This window comes from Psychrobacter sp. NPDC078501 (assembly GCF_044900935.1).
Taxonomy (GTDB): Bacteria; Pseudomonadota; Gammaproteobacteria; order Pseudomonadales; family Moraxellaceae; genus Psychrobacter.
In genome coordinates, this window is record NZ_JBJDOS010000003.1 from 420,475 (window position 1) to 443,322 (window position 22,848).

The following is a 22,848-nucleotide window of genomic DNA, read 5'->3' on the forward strand; positions in this document are numbered from 1 at the left end:
ACGAGCATTTCAAGGCGGTTTTTTATTACTTAAACCACATCAGATATTGAGTATTAGTTCTGCTCAACACCTTTCATAGTTAGCTTGATACGACCACGGTTGTCAACGTCTTGTACAAGTACTTTAACGATCTGACCTTCTTTTAGGTAATCTGATACATTCTCTACGCGCTCTTCTGCGATTTGTGAAATATGTACTAGGCCATCAGTGTTTGGCAAGACATTTACAAACGCACCGAAGTCGACGATACGAGCAACGGTACCTTCATAAGTTTTACCAACTTCAACTTCAGCAGTTAGTGCTTCGATTTTACCGATAGCTGCCTTGGTCGCTGCTTTGTTTTCACCAAAGATACGGATAGTACCTGCGTCATCAATATCGATAACCGCGCCAGTTTCTTCCGTTAGCTGACGGATAGTTGCGCCGCCTTTACCGATAACGTCACGAATCTTGTCTGGGTTGATTTCGATAACCGCGTAGTTTGGTGCATGAGCATTGATTTCAGTACGGCTCTCAGGCAATACTTGGTTCATTGCTTCTAGGATATGGATACGACCTGCATGAGCTTGTTTAAGCGCTTGCTCCATGATGTCAGGGGTAATACCTTCGATTTTGATATCCATCTGAAGTGCAGTGATACCGTTTTTAGAACCAGCTACTTTAAAGTCCATATCACCTAGATGATCTTCATCACCCAAGATGTCTGACAATACAGCAAAACGATCACCTTCTTTAACCAGACCCATCGCGATACCAGCAACTGGTGCTTTTAATGGTACGCCTGCGTCCATCAATGCCAGACTTGCACCACAAACAGAAGCCATAGAAGATGAACCGTTAGATTCAGTGATTTCTGATACCACACGAATCACATACGGGAAACGCTCACTATCTGGTAACATCGCTTGTACACCGCGGCGTGCTAGACGACCATGGCCGATTTCACGACGTTTTGGAATACCTTCACGGCCCGTTTCACCAACTGAGAAATGCGGGAAGTTGTAATGCAGCATGAAATGGTCACGAATCGTGCCACCTAGTGAGTCAATCATGTTGACGTCACGGCTGTTACCAAGTGTGGTAGTAACCAATGCCTGCGTCTCACCACGTGTGAACAGTGCTGAACCATGTGTATATGGCAATACACCAACTTGTACGTCAAGCGCACGAACTGTCTCAGGGTCACGACCATCGATACGCGGCTTACCTGACAAGATGTTGTCACGAACGGTACGATATTTAAGGTCGTTATAGATTTCTTTAAGCTCAGATACGGTATCAGCATAAATTTCTGACTCAGCATCACCAGCAAGTGCATCAATAATTGATTGCTTAATTTCATCAAGCTTCGTGTAACGTGCTTGCTTATCAGTAATGGTATAAGCGTCAGCAACTTGCTCGCCGAACTGCTCTTTCATGCTGCTAGTAAGTGCTTGGTCACGCTCAGGAGCAGAGTATTGCTGCTTAGCAGTACCGATCTCTTCAGCCATTGAAGCAATGTTATCAATAACGATTTGTTGTTGCTGATGGCCGTACAATACTGCACCTAGCATCTGGTCTTCTGACAGCTCTGCTGCTTCAGACTCAACCATCAATACCGCAGACCTAGTACCAGCCACAACCAAATCTAGATCACTAGTTTCAAGTTGCTCAGACGTTGGGTTTAGAACGTATTCGCCATTAATGAAACCAACACGAGCGGCAGCAACAGGACCATTAAATGGTGCATCAGAGATAGCTAGTGCTGCTGAAGCACCGATTAGTGCAGCGATATCTGCAGACTGAGTTTTATCTGATGATACAACTGTTGCGGTGATTTGGATTTCGTTTACGTAGCCTTCAGGGAATAGCGGACGAATCGGACGGTCAATCAAGCGTGAAGTTAAGGTTTCAAATTCGCTCGCACGGCCTTCACGTTTGCCGTAAGCACCTGGAATTTTACCCGCTGCATACATTTTTTCTTGATAATTAACCGTTAGCGGAAAGAAGTTTTGACCTTCTTTAGCTTCTGACTTTACGACTGCTGCAACTAATACTGTTACGCCGCCCATGTGTACTAAAATAGAGTTTGCTTGACGGGCAATACGGCCTGTCTCGATAACAACCTGCTGGTTGCCATATTGAAATTCACGCTTAATGGTGTTGAACATTGTCATATAATCTTCCTAATGTTGACTGACAAAACTGATATCAGCGTCAAAAAAAGCTGATATCTGTCATTAAAATTCTGTGTATATGGCTATCCGTTGATATGTTTTCCATTAGAAATCATCGCAACCAATGCCAATAACGTTACTTGGTTATCTCATATATTTGTCTGAGTTAGACATCGTACTATTATGTATATTCGGTCGTGCAATTTTGGCTTTACTATAAATACTATCAAAAAGACATTAAGTCAAAAGACTTCGATGCTAAAAACCCTACAGGCTATTTTCTGAACTTTCAAATATCAGCTATCTGCGCTGATTACCAAGCCAAATGATGAATATCTTATTAATAATCGCCATATCTGTAGCAGATGCGCTATCAAACTCACAAGGCATTATTTTACAGTGATTTATAGCCATTGACCAATTAATTGCACAGTAGCGCAATTATCGTCAGAAAATACCGTATTTGGGGCTTGGCTAGTACAGTTTATACCAATATTCCTCTTAGCTATTCCATAAAAGGAGTTACAGCTTTTACTATTTGAGCACGGTATCTAAAACGAATAAGCATAAAAAAACGGCGTGAAACTATTCCACACCGTTTTTAGAAAAATCTATTTTATCGATAATAACAAACAAGTTCCAAGCGGTTTGGCAAAAAATTCAGCATCCGCTCGTACTATTGTCGTTAGATTAACGACGTAGACCCAACTGGCTGATTAGAGTAGTGTAACGACCAAGGTCTTTACCTTTTAAGTAATCAAGCAGTTTACGACGCGTGTTAACCATACGGATAAGACCGCGACGGCTATGATGATCAGCTTTGTGTGCTTTAAAGTGGTTCTGCAAATCATTGATACGAGCACTCAACAAAGCTACTTGAACTTCTGGAGAACCAGTGTCATTTTCGCCACGTTGGTATTGAGCGATGATTTGTTCACGATCGGTATTAGTTAGCATAAATATCTCCGGCAATGCTAAAAACTTTAAATACAGGCTGCAATTTGAGTCAGTATTAAAGCAATAGAATAATAAATAAAATAACCTGTACGCCATTCAGGACAACCCTGCATTACTAGAGTTGACCTAGTGTACGACAAGCTCGGTTGACAACCATTTAATATATTTTGAATCGTACATTGTATTTAGCTATAGCACTACTTAATCAAAGTAATGGGCTAACTACAGTACATCATTCAAAACCTAATTTAAATGTGGGGATAATTATAACAAAAAACTGCTGAACTAGCAGCAGTTTTTCATAATACTTGTAAAGCGACATTTAATTTCTAGTAACTAGTATTTGATAGATAACCTATTAAAATCCTACCTAGGCTACTTATTAACGTCAGACTCTGTCGCATTGCCGCCTAGTTCATCATCTTCAAGAGGGGCGGCAGTAGTCACTTCCGCTAGACTGTCTGGGGCAGTATGCTCACTTGGATTGATTTCTTCTGCAAGCTTTTCAATCTCTTTTTCCTGCTCGTCCATATTGCTCGGTGAATTACTCATATTAGCTCCTGAATTATTATTTTGTGGACTAACTGTCGTTGCACTCATCGATCATAAGACGTGCAAACTATAAACATATCAATGCCACCTATTACAGGTGGCATATTAAAACCTTACTTATCTTCTTTCGCGTTTTCTAAGTTAGCTGCGATACGTTCTGCTGCAGCTTCGCTGTTTTCACTATGATTGTCTTCAGTTTGACTTTTAAGCGCTGCTTCTGCTGAATCAGAACGTTGTTGCTCAAGCTTAGTATCGTTTGGGTTAGAGTTTGACATAATATTTTCCTTAGTTATGGTTATAAATGTTAGTTGTACGAAGTTGAGATTTAATAGTACTTAATTAAATTTTTTTAGTTATAAGTCAAAATTCTAAGATAATGCTTTATCTATGGCATCAACAAAATTGGGTATATCATCTGGGTTACGCGAAGTAATAAGATTACCATCTACTTGTACTGTCTTATCTACGTAGTTTGCCCCAGCATTTTCTAAATCTAGTTGCAACGTAGGGTAAGCGGTAAGGGTTTTGCCTTTAGCAATACCTGTATTGACGAGAACCCAAGGAGCATGACAAATAACAGCTAATGGCTTTCCTGCTTCATTGATAGCATTGATAATCTGATGAGCCTTTTCGTTACCACGAATAGTATCAGCGTTGACAGTACCACCTGGTAACACCAATGCATCATAGTCAGAGACGTTGGCATCTTCTGCAAAGATATCAGCCGTAAAAGTATCACTCTTATCTACGTCTTGCTGCATGGCTTGCACTTCTTTTTTATCATTTGTTGTTATGAGAAGTGTTTTATAGCCTTTGTCTTTTAGCTGATTATTGACGTCTTCGTACTCTGCTTGTTCGAAGTGGTTATGTAGTAAAAAAGCGATCGTTTTCATAACTTTCCTTCTTCTTATCTAGTAGTTTTTGTGAGTCAGTACATTTTTATAAGTTAGCTTTATTATTATTCGGCAGTACATTTTCCTTTGAACTATTTTATTTTTATTCAAATGCGTCCTTTCTGCATTATTTTTTCTTTTGATTGTCTATTTTTAATTATTTGCTTTATAGCAATTTTTTATTCTTATAACATTTATCCATTTTATTTTTTAGCTCAGCATTCCCTATCTGATGAATCTAGAGTACAAAAAAAACAGGTTTCACCATAGGCGAAACCTGCAATAAAATGTGACGGAATGTGATTAGTGTAAACTATTAGTAAATCAGGCCAATGTTAGGTGGTAGTTTCTCTATTTAAGTAACATTGATGAAAACGTCACTATTAGCGCTGAATCAATTTCTTAGGTTGTAGACGTCCGTTTAAGCTCACAGACCCCAAACCAAGAAACTCTCCCTGCTCATTGAGTAAACGTATATCAACTGGTATTCCGTGCTCTAGGAGCTGAGGCACATCAAGATCAGTATCAGCTTTACCATTGGTACTAGCGTCATCATCGATACCGACAGAACTATCATTAGACAGCTGGTCAGAAACCATACTAGCAACATAATCTTTAAGCTTACCTGTTAGCTCATCAAATACGTTTAGGCGCTGCCCCATATGTACGCGGGCGCATTGTTCCTCTGTCAGCGTCAGTTCAGCATCGATATCAATACAAGCGTCGATAGGCAGTAGCCAAGACTGACGCTCCTCTAAACTATGCTCTTCTAATGATGATAAAGCGAGCGCATCATCAATGCTGAAGTTCCCTACTTGTGTACGACGTAATGCTGTCAAATGTCCTAGCGTACCTAGCTGCTTCGAAATATCTTCCGCTAATACACGTACGTAAGTACCTTTCGTACAAGTAACCGTGAGATTAATCTGGGTATCATCTATCATCTGCAGATTGATTGCTTTAATCGTAATATCTCTAGGCGGCCTATCAACTTCAATACCCGCACGAGCATATTCATACAGTTTTTTGCCGTCTTTTTTTAGCGCTGAATACATCGGAGGTATCTGTTGCTGAGCACCCAAAAACTGCTGGGCAATAGTCGCCAATGATGCTTCGTCGAATACTGGAATAGATGCCTGCGTTACGATTTGACCATCAGCATCACCAGTATCGGTTTGGCTACCTAACAAGATAGTCGCTTGGTAAGACTTATCAGCATCCAGTTGATAATGGCTAAACTTGGTGGCTTCACCCAAGCAAATAGGCAGTAAGCCAGTTGCCATTGGATCAAGCGTTCCTGTATGTCCTGCCTTTTTACTATCGTGTATCGGTGATTTAAATAAATACTTCACTTTTGACACGACTTGCTGCGAGGTCATACCTTTGGGTTTATCCACCAATATGACACCTGAAACTTTTACTTTATCAGGTACTTTATTGGCTTGTTTATCAACTTGCTTAGACGCTATAGACATAATAATAATTTACTCGTCATTCTCGTTTTGCTCAGTTTTAGTCACGGCCTTACTAATCAAGTCCATCATGTAGTTACCACGAGCCGTTACTTCATCGTAATGAAAACGTAGGCGCGGTGTAGTACGTGTCTTTAAGCTATGGCTTAATTCCGTACGCAAAAACCCTGCTGCTTTATTCAATACTTTGATGCTTTCTTCATGGTTGGTCTTGTTCATAGCATCATTGAGCTCAGGCTCCATGATAGTGACATAGACGTCCGCATAGCCTAAATCTGGGCTAACTTTGACACTAGATATAGTGACAAAACCTGTTAGACGAGGGTCATTGACTTCATCGCGAATAAGAACAGCAAGCTCACGCTGAATCTGATCCGACAATCTTTGTAAACGTTGGTTCATGTTGTTACCTTAATTTAATGGGCTTATTTTATTACTGTATAAGTCTGCTGATTAATAGATGTTGCACTTATATGTGCTAAAAAAGGCCTAGCAGGATGTACCTGTTAGGCCTAAGTACAGCTGAATATTGGCAAAGTATCTAAACAGCTCAGCGGATTGCGCATATTGCATTAATACATACTCTGCTATTGAACAACAGCTTTAGATAGTACGTGCGAACTCTTGGATTTCAAAGACTTCGATCTTATCGCCAGCTTCAACATCATAGCCACGAACGGCCAGACCACATTCCATACCAGTACGTACTTCATTGACGTCTTCTTTATAACGACGCAATGATTGCAATTGACCAGTAAAGATAACTTGGTCATCACGCAATACGCGGATAGGCTTGTTGCGATAGATTGTACCTTCGACCACCATACAACCAGCAGCAGCACCGAACTTACTAGAACGGAATACTTCACGAACGTCTGCAATACCAAGGATTTTCTCGCGATGTTCAGGCGCAAGCATACCGCTCATTGCTGCTTTAACATCATCGATCAAACCATAGATTACGCTATAGTAGCGAATATCCATGTTAGCAGTATCTGCTTTACGGCGTGCAGTAGCATCTGCACGAACGTTAAAGCCTAAAAGTACCGCTTCACTCGATTCTGCAAGGGTTACGTCAGACTCAGAGATAGGACCAACGCCTGAACTGATCACTCTGACTTTTACTTCGTCAGTAGACAATTCGTTTAGGGCAGCTAGTAGTGCTTCAAGTGAACCACGTACGTCTGTTTTTAGTACGATATTCAAGAATGACACATCGCCTTGGCCCATCTGGTCAAACATGCTTTCTAAACGCATCGCATTTTGACGCTCAAGTTGACGCTCACGCTCACGGTTGGTTCTAAAGTCCGCAACTTCACGAGCTTTTTTCTCGTCCGTCACAACTAGGAACTCGCTACCAGCAGCAGGTGTCTCAGGCAGACCTAAAATCTCTACAGGGATAGAAGGACCAGCTGATTTGATACGTTGGCCATGCTCGTCTGTTAATGCACGAACTTTACCATAGTGCTCACCAGCTAGAACCAAGTCGCCTTGTTTCAATGTCCCTTTTTTCACTAGAACACTAACGACAGGACCACGACCTTTCTCAAGTCTTGACTCAATAACCACACCCTGAGCAGCACCGTCTAATGGTGCTTCTAGTTCCATTAACTCAGCTTGTAAGCTAATGAATTCTAGTAGATCTTCGATACCTTCGCCTGTTTTGGCTGAGATACGAGCCATTGGTGTATCGCCGCCCCATTCTTCTGAAACCACTTCTTTCGTCGTTAATTCATTAAGAACACGGTCAGGATCAGCACCTGGCTTATCCATTTTGTTGATAGCAACAATAATTGGCGTACCAGCTGCACGTGCATGATCAATGGCTTCTGCTGTTTGTGGCATCATGCCATCATCAGCTGCAACCACCAATACAACGATATCAGTCGCTTGAGCACCACGTGAACGCATTGCACTAAACGCTGCGTGACCTGGAGTATCAAGGAAAGTAATAACACCGCGATCAGTTTTTACATGGTAAGCACCGATATGCTGTGTAATGCCGCCCGCTTCACCATTCGCAACTTTCGTTTCACGAATTTTATCTAGTAGTGAGGTCTTACCATGATCGACGTGACCCATGATAGTTACTACTGGTGGACGAGTTTGGATGTTACTACTACGCTCATCAACTGCATATTGTAAGTCATCTTCGACTTTAGTATCACTAACTGGTACTGGGTTGTGGCCCATTTCTTCAACAAGCAAGCTTGCGGTTGCTTGATCAATCGTATCTGACTCACGAGCCATTTCACCCATTTTCATAAGTAATTTAGTTACTTCGCGAGCTTTAACCGCCATACGCTGTGCAAGATCGGCAACTGAAATTTGCTCACTAATCTCGACATCATAGACGATTTTTTCGACAGGTTTTTCAAACTTATGCTGTGATGCCTGAGTTGAACGCAAACCGTTTTTGCGGTTTTTGATTTCGCGCTCATCTTGGTTCTTACGACGACGACCACGAGTACCAGTACTGTTCGAACCGCGTTTGATTTCGCGACGCTCTTTTTCGAAAGACTCTTCTAGTGCATCACCGACCAAACCTTCAGCTAACGGTTCATCTTTACGTACTTCAGTAACAGGTTCACGATCTGTATATTTACCAGCCATTTTGCGCATTTGCTCAAGTGTACGCTTTTGCGCTTCTTCAGCTTGTGTGCGGCGAGTTTCTAATTCGATTTCACGCAGACGCGCTTCTTCTTTCTCACGAGTCTCGCGAGCTTTACGTTCAGCAGCGGTTTCAACTTTAGGCTTAGTTGCAGCAACTTTCTTTTTCGGCTGCTCTTTAGGCTTAACTTCAGCAGTCGCTTTGCCGCCTTTTTTGACGACAACTGATGTAGAAATATCATCGTTTTTGTCGTCTGATTTTTTGCTAGATCCTAAGCTTGCACGCATTGCTGCTAGCGTTGCTGCTTGACGCTCTTCCGCTTTTTTCTTAGTAGCGGCGCGTTCTTCAGCTTCTTTCGCTGCACGTTCTTGAGACTCAATTAGAGCCTGCTCACGAGCAGCTAGCTCTTCAGCCATTTTTTCTGGATCAGGCTTTTCAAATACTTTCTTTTTACGCACTTCTACGTTGACGCTCTTAGATTTACCAGAAGAGCCGGTCACACGTGCAGTACTGGTCGTCTTAGATTTAAGACTAATACGACGCTTTTCTTGTTGACCATGACTTTGCTTTAAATACGTCACCAGCTTTTCTTGCTCAAGCTCGGTGACTAGGTCATCCTCTGCGCGAGCAGGCAGGCCAGCATCTACTAATTGCTGCTTTACAGCATCTGTAGTTTTGCCTACCATTTCTGCCAGTTCTTTGACGGTCTTATCTGCCATTTATTATCACCTACTGTCTATTATTTGCTATATGTTCAATTCAGTTGTTGGCTACAAATGATTGGGTTAAGGCTGATACTTATAAATAGATATCAGCGCTTTATTCTCAATAGCATATCACCAAAAGACAGCGATATGCAGTTACCGCTTATTCATCGAACCAAGATTCCCGAGCTTTCATGATGAGTTTTCCTGCAGTTTCAGAGTCTAATCCTTCGATATCTTCTAGATCGAAGACGGCTTGTTCTGCCAAGTCATCAACAGTAATGATGTCTTTTTGCGCCATTTTATAAGCCCAACTGACTGTCATACCTTCAAGCTCTTGAAGCTCTTGACTTGGCTCTTTCATGTTCTGTTGTTTGACCAGTTCATCAGCGATGACAACTTCTTTAGCACGCTCTTGAATCATATCAATCGCTTCATCGTCTAGACCTTCGATATCATAGAAAGTCTCAACTGGTACATAGGCCACTTCTTCGATACTGGTAAAACCAATATCAACCAATGCCTGTGCTAAATCTTTATCTACTTCTAGGCGCTCATAGAATAATTCAATAAACGCTTTTGATTCGTTTTGTTGACGTTGCTGATACTCTTCTTCGAGCATCATATTCAGCTTATAGCCCGTCAACTCAGACGCTAGACGTACGTTTTGACCTTGTGAGCCAATAGCACGCGCCAACTGATCATTGGTGCTAAAGATAATATCTGCCGTTTGCGTATCTTCATCTAAAATGATACTGCTTACGTCAGCAGGCTCTAGAGAGCTGATGATGAACTGAGCAGGATCATCTGACCATACCACCACATCAATACGCTCACCGTCTAGCTCTTGCTGTACTGCTTGGATACGTGTACCACGCATACCAATACAAGCACCAACTGGATCGATACGGTGGTCGTTGGTCTTCACGGCTATTTTAGCACGAGTACCTGGCAGGCGAGCGACGTTACGAATTTCGATAATTTGTTCTGCAATCTCAGGCACTTCTTTTTGCATCAATGCTGATAGCATTTCAGGATGTGTACGAGATAACAGTAACTGTGCACCGCGGTTCTCACGGTTTACATGGTACAAGATCGCGTTGATACGCGACTTTGCACGTAGTTGTTCGCGTGGCAACATTTGATCACGTGACAAATAACCTTCGGCATTGTCACCTAAATCTATGATATAGCCATCACGAGTCTGTTTTTTGACTTCGCCATACATCATCTCACCAACACGTGGCTCGAAAGCGTCTGCAACTAGTGCACGCTCAGCTTCACGAATCTTTTGGATGATAACTTGTTTGGCTTGAGTAGCAGCAATACGACCAAATTCGATTGACTCGATTTGCTCTTCTTTAATATCACCAATTGACCATTCTTCTTGATCAAGATCGGTGATAGCAAGCTGACAAGCTGGCATTTCATGGTCTTCATCTGCAACCACTGTCCAGTAACGATAAGTATCGTAATCGCCAGTTGCACGGTCGATCGCTACTCGTACAGCCACTTCTGGCTGTTCGGTATATACTTTCTTCTTAGTCGATACCACTAAAGCGTCTTCAATTGCTTCAAAGATATCTTCAGGATTTAAGCCCTTTTCATTACTGACAGTTTCTACTACCGTTAAGATTTCACGACTCATGCTATACCTGTCCTATCATTTTTTAATTGACTTAAATTTTATAATTTGGGTGCTGCTATTATATAGTTGCTATAAGCCACATAAGCTATTGGAAGATAAAACTGTCTATTTATAAACAGTTACCCTAGTAAAAATCTAGGCATCTTCATAAATCAAATTGGCTTTATCAATATTACTTAATGCAATCTCAAACTGCTCGCCATCACTTGACGTCAGTTTTAAAGAGTTTTCATCAATACTATCTAAAGTACCTGTGGCTTTACGACGTTTTTGATCACCTGTACCGATAGCTTGAATCAGACGCAAGCTCACAGTTTGACCAACATACGCATGCATTTGCTCATCTGAGAAAAACGCACGATCAAAACCAGGTGAAGATACTTCTAAGATGTACTCACCAGCGATAGGATCATGAACTTCTAAGATACCGCTTACTTGATGGTTTACTGCCGCGCAGTCTTCAATCGTTACTTGTTTATCTTGGGCTTGCTCTTCTGGCAATGCCTCAATATAGATACGTAGTAAAGAGCGACGACCTTGTGGCGCAAACTCAATACCCCATAATGACACATCACAAGCGGCCACGGCAGGGGCAATAATATTAGTCAGTTCTGCAACTTTAGTCGAAAGCTTCATAATCTCTTTGTATTTTCCTATTCACTTATCTATCGTACTTAGTAAACCGTATTAAAGATTGACTCTTATCTATATACAGCAATCTTATAATGATAAGAATAACGGTCAGTATATGATTTTAAATCACAAATATATGATACATATTGTGCATTTATATAGGGACGAGCATAAAAAACATCAAGCTCGGCCAAACAATGCTTTTATTATTTATAAAGCACTACTATCGATAAAAGTATGAGGGATAAAAGATAGTGTTGCTTAAGAAGCATCGTGCCGTTAGCGGCCGATGATGATCAGTGACGAGTAATATCGTACTCTATAGACTTAGAGCTTAGCATAAGTAGGATAGATACCGCGATAACACTGACCTTCAGATACAAAAAAACCCACAAACATAATGGTGGGCTAATCGGTACTGACAAATTTAGTGTACAAAACATCAGTATAAAAAGTGGTAGCGGGGGCTGGATTTGAACCAACGACCTTCGGGTTATGAGCCCGACGAGCTACCAGACTGCTCCACCCCGCATCAATCTAGAACGCATATTATAGGGAGGTTTCGTAGAAGTGTCAATACTTTTTTTAAATTAATTATAAATTAAGTATTATCTACTAAAAATCCAACCTGACGCTATGCTGCGTCTGTAAAACTTGGTGCGATTGGGGGGACTTGAACCCCCACAGCTTTCGCCACCACCCCCTCAAGATGGCGTGTCTACCATTCCACCACAATCGCATTTTACTACTCTGTTCTCTAACTTCCTATCTACTATATATAATGCTTAAGGTAGGCATTAATAGATAAGGACTTGCGAAAACAGAAAAGCATTGTAAATCTAACCTACCAAAATAGCAAGCGCTGCCTACTTAAAAGAGGCTTACTCAGGATTTTGAGTCAATGGACGCGGCGTTTGCGGTGCTGAAACTGGCGCATCTAGACGAAACTGATCTTCTGCTTGCTTACGAGCATGAACAGCAAGCGTCATACTCGTAATAAAAAATATGACCGTTAGTACTGCTGTAGCACGCGTCAAGAAATTAGCAGTGCCGGCTGCGCCAAACACGGTACCTGATGAGCCAGCACCAAAAGAAGCTCCAGCGTCTGCCCCTTTACCATGCTGTATCAGAATTAAGCCGATCATGGCAATGGCCACAATAATATGCAGGGCTAATATAAACGTAAACATGGTGGCCTCTTTTGCCGCGTAATGACGACTGATAACGGAAAATAAAACGTAAGGTTAATAGAATGACAATCGGCATGTTCAAATGCCAAATCGACTATATAAATAAGGCGCATTGTACACGATTGCAAGGGCAGTGTTAAACCTACTTTTACTAACCGCTAAAACCATACTGTCTATAAGCTATGATCTTGATATCTGAGCGTTATTTATTCATTTAAGCATTGGCTTGGTTAAAGGCATCAGCAATCGCTAGGAAGCTCTCTGCTTTTAACGAAGCACCGCCCACTAATGCACCATCGATCATGGCATCAGAAGCAAAGCTATTGGCATTATCAGCGTTAACACTACCGCCATACAGCACGGTAATCGTATCTGTTATATCAGCAAAGTTTGCAACCGTTTGCTTAATATACTGATGAGTCTTACTCACTTCTGCCACAGTAGGCACTTTACCTGTACCAATGGCCCATACAGGTTCGTAAGCGATGAGCAGCTTTTCAGATAACGATGATGCTAAATCTGGCTGCTGAGTCAGCAAATCTTTAATAACTGAGAGTTGCTCATTGATAACGTCGAGTGTTTGACCATTGTCATACTGCTCTTGTGTTTCGCCGATACAAAATACCACGCCTAAGTTCTGAGAAAACGCATGAGACAATTTGCTTATCAGGCATTTATGAGACTCTTTGTGATATTGACGACGCTCAGAGTGGCCAAGTAGCGTCCAAGTAGCACCTGCATCTGCTACCTGCTGTGCTGAGCAGTCACCCGTATAGGCTCCTGTACTTGCACTATAAGTACTAACGTCCTGTGCTGCACAAAGTATTGAGCTATCTGCTAGACGCGTACTCACTGTACTTAAATGAACACAACTTGGTGCTACCATTAATTTACAGCGGTTTTTTGATGCCTGCGAGTTGGCTTGTTCTTCAGTATTAACTTTAGTCAATAAGTCGTTCAACAGTGCATTGACAGCACTGTTAGTCGCAGGATTCTGTTTCCAATTGCCAATTACCCAAGCTTGCATACTTATTTACCTTGTCTCATGTATTCATGCCAATTCGGCTAATATGCGCGTCAGTATAACAAATAATTCGTAAGTGCTATAGTAGCGTGCCACCATGAGCAGAATCACTTCTGCAAATTTATCTACAGACAATACATCAATGGACCGTTATTTTTACGAGCTAGTCGTCTAATGGTATATATAAATTTTTCAAACTAAAGTAAAGTTCTATACTACAGAATGTATAAAATCAAATATTGTTGCTGGTTCTATATATAGATATACAGGTAGATAAGATAAACAAAGCAAAATAGTTCAAGCGAGTTATCGACTAGCAACGACAAGTATATAACGTCTAATACCAAGCAGTTCTACAGAATACTTTGTATCAAAGGAGAGGTTACAATGTCTATCGCAACCAGTAAGTACGGCGGTCTAGCGCAGCAACTGATTAGCGACGGTGTCGTTAGCGAAGCAAATATGAAGACGGCACAGATCGAGTCGCAACAGCAGCAAATAGGACTGGTACCCTATTTAGTAGACAACAAATTGGCCGATGCTTATCATCTTGCCCAAATGCTATCCCAAGCTTTCGGTGACCCTCTATTTGATCTTGATGCATTAAACGTTGATGTTATTCCAAAAGACTTGGTTGATGAAAAAATCGTTCGTAAGTTTAATGCTTTACCACTCTTTAAACGAGGACAACGTCTATTTGTCGCACTAAGTGATCCCACACGCGTTGATGCTATTGATGCGATTGCCTTTAATTCTCGACTGTCGATAGAAACCATTGTTGTCGAAGAAAATAAGCTCAAAAAGCGTATCGAAAGTGCATATGCAGATACGATGCAAAGCTTTGATAGCTTTTCTAATAGCGACCTAAATGTCGACTTTGAAGATGGTAATGAAGATAAAGAGGATGGTGAGACTCAGCTGAATGACGGCGTCGATGAAGCACCTGTTGTAAAATTCGTTAATAAAATGCTAGTCGATGCTATCCGTATGGGGGCTTCTGATTTACATTTCGAGCCATACGAAAAGTCTTTTAGGGTACGATTTCGTGTCGATGGGGTCATGCAAAAAATGGCCAATCCACCGGTTCAACTTGCGAATAAAATTGCAGCACGTCTAAAAGTCATGTCTCAGATGGACATCTCAGAACGTCGGGTGCCACAAGACGGGCGTATTAAATTAAAAATTTCTAAAAATAAAGCCATTGATTTTCGAGTAAACTCACTACCAACATTGTTTGGTGAAAAACTTGTTTTGCGTATCCTTGATCCATCCTCAGCCATGCTAGGTATTGATGCATTGGGATATGAACCAGATCAGCAGGAAATGTTTTTAGAGGCATTACACAAACCACAAGGTATGTTGCTTATCACTGGTCCTACTGGTTCTGGTAAAACGGTATCACTTTACACTGGTATCAACATCTTGAATACTGGCGCAACCAATATCTCAACGGCTGAAGATCCAGTCGAAATTAACCTTGAAGGGATTAACCAAGTCAATGTCAATGCCAAAGTTGGTCTAACGTTTGCCAATGCGCTTAAGTCTTTTTTACGTCAAGATCCTGATATTGTCATGGTCGGTGAGATTCGTGACCTTGAAACTGCTGAGATTGCGATTAAAGCGGCGCAGACAGGTCATATGGTTCTTTCTACCTTGCATACCAACTCGGCACCTGAAACACTAACTCGCCTACGCAATATGGGTGTTGCCTCTTTTAACATTGCCACATCGGTTAACCTAGTTATTGCTCAACGATTAGCACGACGTCTCTGTAAGAACTGTAAAAAACCTATTAGCATTCCGCGTCAAAGCTTGTTAGAGATTGGTTTTACCGATACTGATTTAGATAACACTGATAATGTCATTTATGAACCAGTCGGCTGTAATGAATGTCGTGAAGGATATAAAGGCCGTGTGGGTATCTATGAGGTGATGAAAGTGAGTCCTGATATTTCACGTATTATTATGGAAGATGGTAACGCGATAGATATCAAAGACGCTGCCATTAAAAATGGTTTTCGCGATTTGCGTCGTTCTGGGATTTTAAAGGTGTTGCAAGGTGTCACTAGTATTCAGGAAATGATGCGGGTGACTTCTGAATAATGAGTAAAATCTATAGAATATGTACGATGCGTTTTTTATTCTAACTGCTAATTATTAAATAATTCATAAATCTGTAACTTTCATTATCAGATACTTTTAAAAATAAAACAGATAGACACTGGTCTTTTACGCTAAAATAAAGTATGCCTGACTGGTATATTAAGTCTGGTATTCTATTGTGAGTTTACAATATATATTGGACAATTTTGAGGGTAGTAACATGGCAAAAGCTAAGACCGATATGTTGTTAGATTTTGTTTACGACGGTGTAAACCGACGTGGACAGAAGGTAAAGGGCGAAACTACCAGTCGTAACTTAGAGCTAGCGAAAGCGACCCTGCGTAAACAAGGTATCACGGTTAAAGGGATTAAGAAAAAACCAAAACCACTTTATACCTTCAAAAAAGCCATTAAAGCCATTGATATTGCTATTTTTGCTCGGCAGTTGGCAACAATGATGAAAGCAGGTGTACCGTTGACCCAGTCCTTTGAGATTGTCGCCGACTCGCTCGATAATCCAAGTATGAAAGACTTAGTATTGAAAATAAAAGCAGATATTGAAGCAGGTGGCACCTTTGCCTCTTCTTTGCGCAAACATCCTCGTTATTTTGATGATTTATTCTGCTCCCTCGTCGAATCGGGCGAACAATCCGGTGCACTTGAAACGATGCTCGAGCGAGTAGCTACTTACAAAGAAAAAAGTGAGCTACTAAAAGCAAAAATCAAAAAAGCAATGAAGTACCCTATTGCCGTTATCGTGGTTGCTATTATTGTTACCATGATTCTATTGATAAAAGTAGTACCTGTATTTTCCGATCTATTTGAATCATTTGGCGCAGAGCTACCAGCGTTTACACAAATGGTTGTTGGTATGTCGGAATGGATGCAGGCATGGTGGTTTATCCTTATCATTGCTATCGGTGGTGCAATCATTGGATTTTCAGAAGCCAAAAAACGCTCCAAAAAGTTCCGTGACTTTTTGGATCGGGCTACGCTAAAGGCTCCCATATTTGGTAATATCGCCTATCAAGCGATTATTGCACGTTTCTCTCGTACACTATCTACAACTTTTGCTGCTGGTGTTCCACTTATCGATGCCCTAGACTCTACTGCCGGTGCGACTAATAATGTTGTGTTCTACAATGCCACTCAACAAATCAAAAATGACGTATCAACTGGTCAGCAATTACAGTTTTCCATACGCTCGACCAACTTATTTCCGAGCCTAGTTATTCAAATGGTTGGCATTGGCGAAGAGTCTGGTAGCTTAGAAGAGATGCTAGATAAAGTCGCTGTCTACTATGAAAACGAAGTTGATAATGCGGTTGACGGTTTGACCAGCTTGATGGAGCCAATGATTATGGCAGTACTAGGTGTATTAGTTGGTGGCCTAGTCATTGCAATGTACTTGCCAATCTTCCAAATGGGCTCAGTAGTAGGATAATGATTTGATGCAATTTATACAGTTACTACAAGAGAACAGTGCCCTAGCTTTATTCGTATTTGGCCTATTAGGTCTTTGTGTTGGCAGTTTTCTAAATGTTGTGATTCATCGCATACCGCTGATGATGGTCTATGGTTGGAGACAAGAGTGTAGCCAATTTATGTCTGAACAGGCAGATATGCCACGCGAGCATACGCTACCCATAGCAAATATGGTAGCTACTGACCAACCAATTACTTTAAGTCGACCTACCTCTCGCTGCCCTCATTGCACACATAAAATTAAGTGGTATGAAAATATCCCTTTAATAAGTTGGCTATTACTACGCGGACACTGTTCAAATTGCAAAGCATCTATCGGTCGACGTTATCCTCTCGTTGAGCTAGTAACTGCCCTCTTATCCGTATTAGTAATATATAAGTTTGGGGTAAATGCTACAGGTTTGTCCGCATTGGTTTTAGTATGGACACTGGTTGCTCTAACAGGTGTCGACTTTGACACACAGCTACTACCTGATCGTCTAACCTTCCCTTTGGCAGGCTTAGGATTGGCGGTAAACTCCCAAAGCTGGTTTGTCACGCCAACACAGTCGATATGGGGATTACTATTTGGGTTTTTATCACTATGGATAGTAGTCAAAGTGTTTTACTTAATAACTAAAAAACATGGAATGGGTCAAGGGGATTTTAAACTATTGGCAGTATTAGGTGCTTGGCTTGGGCCTATGATGTTACCTTTGATTATTCTACTATCATCTTTACTCGGCTCTATCATTGGATTAATCTTGATGAAAAAACAGGGTGAAAGCCGACCTTTTGCTTTCGGACCTTATATCGCTATTGCAGGTATTGTTGCCTTATTATACGGCTCAGATATCGTCAGTTGGTATCTTGGTATGTATGTCTAACAACTGATAGCGTACACTAGATTATTGTAGGAAATTTTCGGCAGTGACTCATAAATAAAGCTTCAAAAGGCCGATTGTGAGTTTAAAGCTGCATTCATTGTTCTATCTGTCAGATAAGCCATTATTATGTCAAAAAATACATCGCACTCTTATTCACACCAACCACAAACCACGCAACCAAAAAATAAGAAGCTTGTGGTTGGTTTGACGGGTGGTATCGGTAGCGGTAAATCTGCCGCTAGTGCTTGGTTTGCTGAGCAAGGCATCGATATTATTGATGCAGACGTGATCGCCCATCAGACTGTCGCTAAAGGTAGCGTCACTCTGCAGAAAATCCAGAGAAAATTTGGTGATTGGATACTGACGGATGATGGTGTTATGGATAGGGCTGCTGTACGCACACACGTATTTGCAAATCCTGAAGCGCTGATTGAGCTTGAGGCTATCACTCATCCAGCGATACGTGAGACAGCAAAAGCACAGCTAGATGCTAGTACTTCACCGTATATAATCTTGTCTGCGCCCCTACTTATAGAGGCGGCAGAAGCAGGACTGGCCAATTTATGTCAACGTATTTTGGTCATGGATGCGACCGAAGACACGCAGCTTGCACGTGCCAGTCAGCGTGATGATCAAAGCATACAAAAGATTAAGGCCATTATGACCAATCAGCTGAGTCGTGAAGAGCGTAATCGTCATGCAGACAATGTCATACTCAATGAGAGCGACCTTGCCTCTCTATACCTACAACTAGAACCTTTACATCAAGAGTATCTTACGCTTGCCCAGCAGCTAAAGTTCGCTGGCGATTAACCTCATACAATGCCATACCAGTAGCAACACTCACGTTTAGGCTCTGTAGATTACCATGCTCGTTTCCTGACATTGGAATATAAACCAACTCATCACAGCTCTCCATTGTCAGGCGACGCATACCCTCTCCTTCTGAACCCATAATAATAGCGGTCTTGCCAGTTAGGTCAGCGGCATGTATTGGCTTAGCCTCTTCACTAAGTGCCGTACCAAATACAAAAACGCCTGCATTTTTGATTTGCGATAACGTGCGTGCCAAGTTCGTAACGCTGACGATCGGCATCATCTCTGCTGCGCCAACTGATACTTTAGCGACTGTTGGCGTTAGGCTCGCTGCATGATGTTTTGGACAAACCACTGCATCCACACCCATAGCCACTGCGGTACGTAGGCAAGCGCCAAAGTTATGTGCATCAGTAATTTGATCTAGTACCAATAGTAAGCACTGTTCACGGCCAATAATAGTATCAAGCAAACCTTCATCAGCGAAACCTAACGGACGAGCATTGAGCACCACGCCTTGATGCTGCGGACTGCCACATAATTGCGTTAGCTTGTCTTTTTGGGTCGGTTGAATACTAATGCCGTTTGCTTCCGCTTCAGCCATGATAGCTTGTACATGACTGTCACTCTCACGTCCTTGCTGCACAAACAAGCTAAGACCATCAAGAGGACGATGTTCAAGTAACGCATCAACGGCATGAATGCCGTAAAAATAAATGGGTTTTGCCATAATAGGCCTACTAAATATAAAGTGGATATCGCACTAGGCGACGGGATAAAAGAGGGTAACGTCGGCTTTAAATGTCATAGCTTATTGATGATGAGAGAACAGTAAACCAAACGTCAAAAAAAGAAATAAACAATACCAATCCGATATTGTTTATTTTCTCGAAACACTAATGTGTAATAGAACAAGCGCTAGAATAAAAGCTCAAGCGCCCTATTAATAATATCAGCCTTCTAGATGACAGACATATTGAACAATCTCTTCAGTACGTAGGTTAAAACCGCTATTGCCTTCAACGACAAATGATTGACCTGCACGGTAGTAGCTGAAATCATCATCACCATTGATCTTCACTTCACACTCACCACTAGTGATTTCGATACGCTCAGAGGTGTTGGTGCTAAAGTGATAATGCTCAACCAAGTTGTCACAAGGTAAGATCACGCCTAGCGTTTTATGGCGACCATCCTCAAACATAATGGTATGGCTTGAGCAGCGACCATCATAAGATACTGTCGCTTGGGCATTAACTGTTACGTTAGTAAATTGCGCCGCTGTCATAGTGGCTTCCTTATCAAATAATTATGGCAAAACTAAAAAATAAGTAACGGGTTAAAGTACTGACAGAGTTGCACTGGGCTTCAAATACACGACCAGTACGCAAACACACCTGCTTTAGGCACCTTACCCCTCTATAGTAGATATCTGCGCGCTAAAGGTAGCCACAGGTTCTATGAAAACGCTTTTGAATAATGATCGAGTAGCATGTTTTTACCACTATACGCCTACAATTTTACAAAATTATGACTCATTATTAGGTTGCATCGCGCATCAAACTCATAAGAAGAGTTTATCGTTATGTGAGATTATGCTACCACATTATATCTATAAAGTTTGTTAAAGCGACTAGGAAAATTCTATTCGATGGCAAGTATCTACCCGTTCGTTTAATATTCATTTGGTATTTTTCTAGGCGGATGCTAGACCATTATTTTAGGTATATTTTTATCATTATCAATCAAAATACTTCTTCGCATACTATGCTTATCTTTGAATATCCAATGACCCTAATGATTAATATTATAGATATTATGTTGATGATTTATTGTCAGTTTTTAATAGTTTTATGGTAATCTCCCAATAATAAATTCTGTTATACCTCGTCTTAAAGTTTGTATTTACGCACATTTAACACCATACTATTTGCCTACAATATTTATCTAATTAGCAAGTTTAAATCGATATTTTCACTTCCTTATTTACCCTATTTATAGATGGCTTCCTAAGATTTATATGATGTCCATTGTCTGTCCTGAGAGGCGTTGATGCTAGTATCGTTAACTTTACATCAGTTTGCGTTGATTGCTCAGCATGAGCTGAGCGTGGCTGAAGGTTTTAATGTCATCACTGGTGAAACAGGTGCTGGCAAGTCGTTATTGCTAGATGCACTATCACTATGTGTCGGTGAGCGAGCAGACAGTGCGATGGTCAGGCATGGCGCCGTGCATGCAGATATCTACGCTCAATTTGATGTAGAAAATAACAGCGTCGTCGCTGAGTGGTTTACCAAAAATGAGCGACCGCTAGAAGAGCCTGAAGTACTTATTCGTCGACAACTGAGTAATACTGGCCGCTCAAAAGCATGGCTAAATGGTTCACCGGTTAGCTTGGCTGAGCTAAAGAGTTTAGGTGCTTTACTGGTCAATATACATAGCCAACATGCTCAGCAAGCATTGCTCAAGCCACAATTTGTGGTGCAATGGCTTGATGAGATGGCACAGATAACACTGCTAGCCAACCAAACTGCCAGTAGCTATCAAGCCTATCAGCAGCTAAAACGTCGCGCGGATGATATCGCGAGCCGTGAAGCCCAGCGTCAAGATCGTATTCAGTTGTTGCAGAGCCAATTAGCAGATATTGCGCCGTTATTGGCTGTGGACTACGCAGAAGTTGAATCTGAACACGAAGAGCTCTCCAATATTGAAGCCTTAATGCAAGAGGCCAGTCATGGTCTGCATTTGCTCGACAATGATACCGATGAGCCAGACGTCATGACCTTGCTCGGACAAGCGATTAAACTCTGTGACAACCAAGTAGGCGTCAGTCAAACGTTTGAACAAGCTTCTGAACAGCTCCATTTAGCACAGCAGCAAATCACTGAGGTGACTGCTCTGCTATCAGATTACGCCGAACAGCAGCTACCGGATCCTGAACGCTTGCAAACATTAGACAACCTAATCAGCTTAGGACATCGTCTGTCACGTAAGCACAGCTTGCCCGCCAGTGACTTAATTGATGAAGCAAAAGGCTGGGAAGCGCAATTAGAGCAGCTAGAGAACGAGCCAAGCAGCGATGCAATGGCAGCGCAAATTGATCAGGCTTGGCAAGACTATCTCGCTCTGGCGACACAGTTAAATAAAGAGCGTACGAAAGCTGCCCCGATAATTAGTAAGCAACTCATCAAACAACTACAACCACTTGCGCTACCTAATGCTCGCTGTGAATTTGTCTTTACAAAAAAAACCGAACCTAGTCAGTACAATGCACAAGGTTGCTTCGATATTGATTTATTATTCAGCGCCAATGTTGGCATGCCAATGCAGCCCCTACATAAAATCGCCTCAGGTGGTGAGCTGTCGCGAATGGCGCTCGTGATGCAAGTACTACAAGCGACCAATGCTGATAACAATGCCGCCAAGCCTATGTTGGTATTTGATGAGGTCGATGTCGGTATCAGTGGCGGTACTGCGCAAGTGGTTGGCGAGCTACTACGCTCGCTTGGGCAAACACAGCAATTGCTAGCTATTACGCACCAAGCGCAAGTCGCGGCACAAGCGCATCAACATATCTTGGTACAAAAGCATCATCAAGAACAGACCGAAAGCGAGCTACTCATACTTACCGACAGTACACAAGTAGACGAGCTAGCGCGTATGTCTGGTGGTGTCATTATCACCGATGTCACGCGCGATCATGCCCGCAGCTTATTATCCGATGTTAAGTAACGCTTA

General features: G+C 41.7%; 19 protein-coding genes and 2 tRNA genes. 5 read left to right on the forward strand and 16 right to left on the reverse strand.

Going from position 1 to position 22,848, the window contains the following annotated elements:
* Positions 1 to 53: 53 nt before the first annotated feature.
* The 14 genes from pnp to tpiA all read right to left on the reverse strand — a co-directional run bounded on the left by pnp (position 54) and on the right by tpiA (position 13,843).
* Positions 54 to 2,156: a polyribonucleotide nucleotidyltransferase gene (gene pnp, locus ACI2IW_RS07540; RefSeq protein WP_404693233.1), complete on the reverse strand. Its 2,103-nt coding sequence runs from the start codon at positions 2,154 to 2,156 to the stop codon at positions 54 to 56.
* Between the two features lie 690 nt (positions 2,157 to 2,846).
* Positions 2,847 to 3,113: a 30S ribosomal protein S15 gene (gene rpsO / locus ACI2IW_RS07545; protein ID WP_045443035.1), complete on the reverse strand. Its 267-nt coding sequence runs from the start codon at positions 3,111 to 3,113 to the stop codon at positions 2,847 to 2,849.
* A gap of 375 nt (positions 3,114 to 3,488) precedes the next feature.
* A complete protein-coding gene (locus tag ACI2IW_RS07550) occupies positions 3,489 to 3,665 on the reverse strand; it encodes a hypothetical protein (RefSeq protein ID WP_191114497.1) in 177 nt (58 codons plus the stop codon).
* A gap of 113 nt (positions 3,666 to 3,778) precedes the next feature.
* Positions 3,779 to 3,940 (reverse strand): hypothetical protein, encoded by a 162-nt coding sequence (locus ACI2IW_RS07555; protein ID WP_185156577.1) that lies wholly within the window; start codon positions 3,938 to 3,940, stop codon positions 3,779 to 3,781.
* Positions 3,941 to 4,033: 93 nt separating this feature from the next.
* Positions 4,034 to 4,558, reverse strand: coding sequence for a type 1 glutamine amidotransferase domain-containing protein (locus tag ACI2IW_RS07560; RefSeq protein ID WP_404693234.1), 525 nt, complete (start codon positions 4,556 to 4,558; stop codon positions 4,034 to 4,036).
* Positions 4,559 to 4,941: 383 nt separating this feature from the next.
* A complete protein-coding gene (truB, locus tag ACI2IW_RS07565; RefSeq protein ID WP_404693235.1) occupies positions 4,942 to 6,033 on the reverse strand; it encodes a tRNA pseudouridine(55) synthase TruB in 1,092 nt (363 codons plus the stop codon).
* Between the two features lie 9 nt (positions 6,034 to 6,042).
* A complete protein-coding gene (locus ACI2IW_RS07570) occupies positions 6,043 to 6,432 on the reverse strand; it encodes a ribosome-binding factor A (RefSeq protein WP_102078739.1) in 390 nt (129 codons plus the stop codon).
* Between the two features lie 201 nt (positions 6,433 to 6,633).
* Positions 6,634 to 9,360: a translation initiation factor IF-2 gene (infB, locus tag ACI2IW_RS07575; protein ID WP_404693236.1), complete on the reverse strand. Its 2,727-nt coding sequence runs from the start codon at positions 9,358 to 9,360 to the stop codon at positions 6,634 to 6,636.
* Between the two features lie 148 nt (positions 9,361 to 9,508).
* The gene (nusA, locus tag ACI2IW_RS07580; RefSeq protein ID WP_057757751.1) at positions 9,509 to 10,993 is read right to left on the reverse strand and encodes a transcription termination factor NusA; all 1,485 of its coding nucleotides are present in this window, start codon (positions 10,991 to 10,993) and stop codon (positions 9,509 to 9,511) included.
* A gap of 135 nt (positions 10,994 to 11,128) precedes the next feature.
* Positions 11,129 to 11,629: a ribosome maturation factor RimP gene (gene rimP, locus ACI2IW_RS07585; RefSeq protein ID WP_057757748.1), complete on the reverse strand. Its 501-nt coding sequence runs from the start codon at positions 11,627 to 11,629 to the stop codon at positions 11,129 to 11,131.
* A gap of 452 nt (positions 11,630 to 12,081) precedes the next feature.
* A tRNA-Met gene (locus ACI2IW_RS07590) sits at positions 12,082 to 12,158 on the reverse strand.
* A gap of 123 nt (positions 12,159 to 12,281) precedes the next feature.
* Positions 12,282 to 12,365, reverse strand: a tRNA-Leu gene (locus ACI2IW_RS07595).
* Between the two features lie 142 nt (positions 12,366 to 12,507).
* Positions 12,508 to 12,816, reverse strand: a complete 309-nt coding sequence (gene secG, locus ACI2IW_RS07600) for a preprotein translocase subunit SecG (RefSeq protein WP_021814138.1) — start codon at positions 12,814 to 12,816, stop codon at positions 12,508 to 12,510.
* Positions 12,817 to 13,030: 214 nt separating this feature from the next.
* Entirely contained in the window at positions 13,031 to 13,843 is an 813-nt protein-coding gene (gene tpiA / locus ACI2IW_RS07605) for a triose-phosphate isomerase (RefSeq protein WP_404693237.1), read from the reverse strand.
* A 384-nt stretch (positions 13,844 to 14,227) separates the two neighbouring features.
* On the opposite strand from tpiA, the gene pilB reads away from it, so the two are divergent.
* The 4 genes from pilB (at position 14,228) to coaE (ending at position 19,107) form a co-directional block, all read left to right on the forward strand.
* Positions 14,228 to 15,943, forward strand: a complete 1,716-nt coding sequence (gene pilB, locus ACI2IW_RS07610) for a type IV-A pilus assembly ATPase PilB (RefSeq protein WP_404693238.1) — start codon at positions 14,228 to 14,230, stop codon at positions 15,941 to 15,943.
* A gap of 220 nt (positions 15,944 to 16,163) precedes the next feature.
* A complete protein-coding gene (locus tag ACI2IW_RS07615; protein ID WP_404693239.1) occupies positions 16,164 to 17,387 on the forward strand; it encodes a type II secretion system F family protein in 1,224 nt (407 codons plus the stop codon).
* A gap of 7 nt (positions 17,388 to 17,394) precedes the next feature.
* A complete protein-coding gene (locus ACI2IW_RS07620; RefSeq protein WP_404693325.1) occupies positions 17,395 to 18,294 on the forward strand; it encodes a prepilin peptidase in 900 nt (299 codons plus the stop codon).
* 126 nt (positions 18,295 to 18,420) lie between these two features.
* The gene (coaE, locus tag ACI2IW_RS07625; protein WP_404693240.1) at positions 18,421 to 19,107 is read left to right on the forward strand and encodes a dephospho-CoA kinase; all 687 of its coding nucleotides are present in this window, start codon (positions 18,421 to 18,423) and stop codon (positions 19,105 to 19,107) included.
* Here the strand turns inward: coaE and rlmB are convergent.
* Together rlmB and ACI2IW_RS07635 are read right to left on the reverse strand one after the other, a co-directional pair.
* A complete protein-coding gene (gene rlmB / locus ACI2IW_RS07630) occupies positions 19,070 to 19,840 on the reverse strand; it encodes a 23S rRNA (guanosine(2251)-2'-O)-methyltransferase RlmB (protein ID WP_404693241.1) in 771 nt (256 codons plus the stop codon). The genes coaE and rlmB overlap by 38 nt on opposite strands.
* Positions 19,841 to 20,062: 222 nt before the next feature.
* Entirely contained in the window at positions 20,063 to 20,398 is a 336-nt protein-coding gene (locus ACI2IW_RS07635; RefSeq protein ID WP_404693242.1) for a pyrimidine/purine nucleoside phosphorylase, read from the reverse strand.
* Positions 20,399 to 21,162: 764 nt separating this feature from the next.
* On the opposite strand from ACI2IW_RS07635, the gene recN reads away from it, so the two are divergent.
* Complete coding sequence (gene recN, locus ACI2IW_RS07640; protein ID WP_404693243.1) at positions 21,163 to 22,842, forward strand: DNA repair protein RecN; 1,680 nt, start codon at positions 21,163 to 21,165, stop codon at positions 22,840 to 22,842.
* Positions 22,843 to 22,848 lie beyond the last annotated feature (6 nt).

Excerpts from the sequence above, each read along its gene's own strand:
- ACI2IW_RS07570 (WP_102078739.1), bottom strand. The coding sequence starts at position 6,432 with ATGAACCAACGTTTACAAAGATTGTCGGATCAGATTCAGCGTGAGCTT.
- rimP (WP_057757748.1), bottom strand. The coding sequence starts at position 11,629 with ATGAAGCTTTCGACTAAAGTTGCAGAACTGACTAATATTATTGCCCCT.
- nusA (WP_057757751.1), bottom strand. The coding sequence starts at position 10,993 with ATGAGTCGTGAAATCTTAACGGTAGTAGAAACTGTCAGTAATGAAAAG.
- rpsO (WP_045443035.1), bottom strand. The coding sequence starts at position 3,113 with ATGCTAACTAATACCGATCGTGAACAAATCATCGCTCAATACCAACGT.
- ACI2IW_RS07620 (WP_404693325.1), top strand. The coding sequence starts at position 17,395 with ATGCAATTTATACAGTTACTACAAGAGAACAGTGCCCTAGCTTTATTC.
- ACI2IW_RS07560 (WP_404693234.1), bottom strand. The coding sequence starts at position 4,558 with ATGAAAACGATCGCTTTTTTACTACATAACCACTTCGAACAAGCAGAG.
- pilB (WP_404693238.1), top strand. The coding sequence starts at position 14,228 with ATGTCTATCGCAACCAGTAAGTACGGCGGTCTAGCGCAGCAACTGATT.
- rlmB (WP_404693241.1), bottom strand. The coding sequence starts at position 19,840 with ATGGCAAAACCCATTTATTTTTACGGCATTCATGCCGTTGATGCGTTA.
- ACI2IW_RS07550 (WP_191114497.1), bottom strand. The coding sequence starts at position 3,665 with ATGAGTAATTCACCGAGCAATATGGACGAGCAGGAAAAAGAGATTGAA.
- tpiA (WP_404693237.1), bottom strand. The coding sequence starts at position 13,843 with ATGCAAGCTTGGGTAATTGGCAATTGGAAACAGAATCCTGCGACTAAC.
- truB (WP_404693235.1), bottom strand. The coding sequence starts at position 6,033 with ATGTCTATAGCGTCTAAGCAAGTTGATAAACAAGCCAATAAAGTACCT.
- recN (WP_404693243.1), top strand. The coding sequence starts at position 21,163 with ATGCTAGTATCGTTAACTTTACATCAGTTTGCGTTGATTGCTCAGCAT.
- secG (WP_021814138.1), bottom strand. The coding sequence starts at position 12,816 with ATGTTTACGTTTATATTAGCCCTGCATATTATTGTGGCCATTGCCATG.
- coaE (WP_404693240.1), top strand. The coding sequence starts at position 18,421 with ATGTCAAAAAATACATCGCACTCTTATTCACACCAACCACAAACCACG.
- ACI2IW_RS07555 (WP_185156577.1), bottom strand. The coding sequence starts at position 3,940 with ATGTCAAACTCTAACCCAAACGATACTAAGCTTGAGCAACAACGTTCT.
- infB (WP_404693236.1), bottom strand. The coding sequence starts at position 9,360 with ATGGCAGATAAGACCGTCAAAGAACTGGCAGAAATGGTAGGCAAAACT.
- pnp (WP_404693233.1), bottom strand. The coding sequence starts at position 2,156 with ATGACAATGTTCAACACCATTAAGCGTGAATTTCAATATGGCAACCAG.
- ACI2IW_RS07615 (WP_404693239.1), top strand. The coding sequence starts at position 16,164 with ATGGCAAAAGCTAAGACCGATATGTTGTTAGATTTTGTTTACGACGGT.
- ACI2IW_RS07635 (WP_404693242.1), bottom strand. The coding sequence starts at position 20,398 with ATGACAGCGGCGCAATTTACTAACGTAACAGTTAATGCCCAAGCGACA.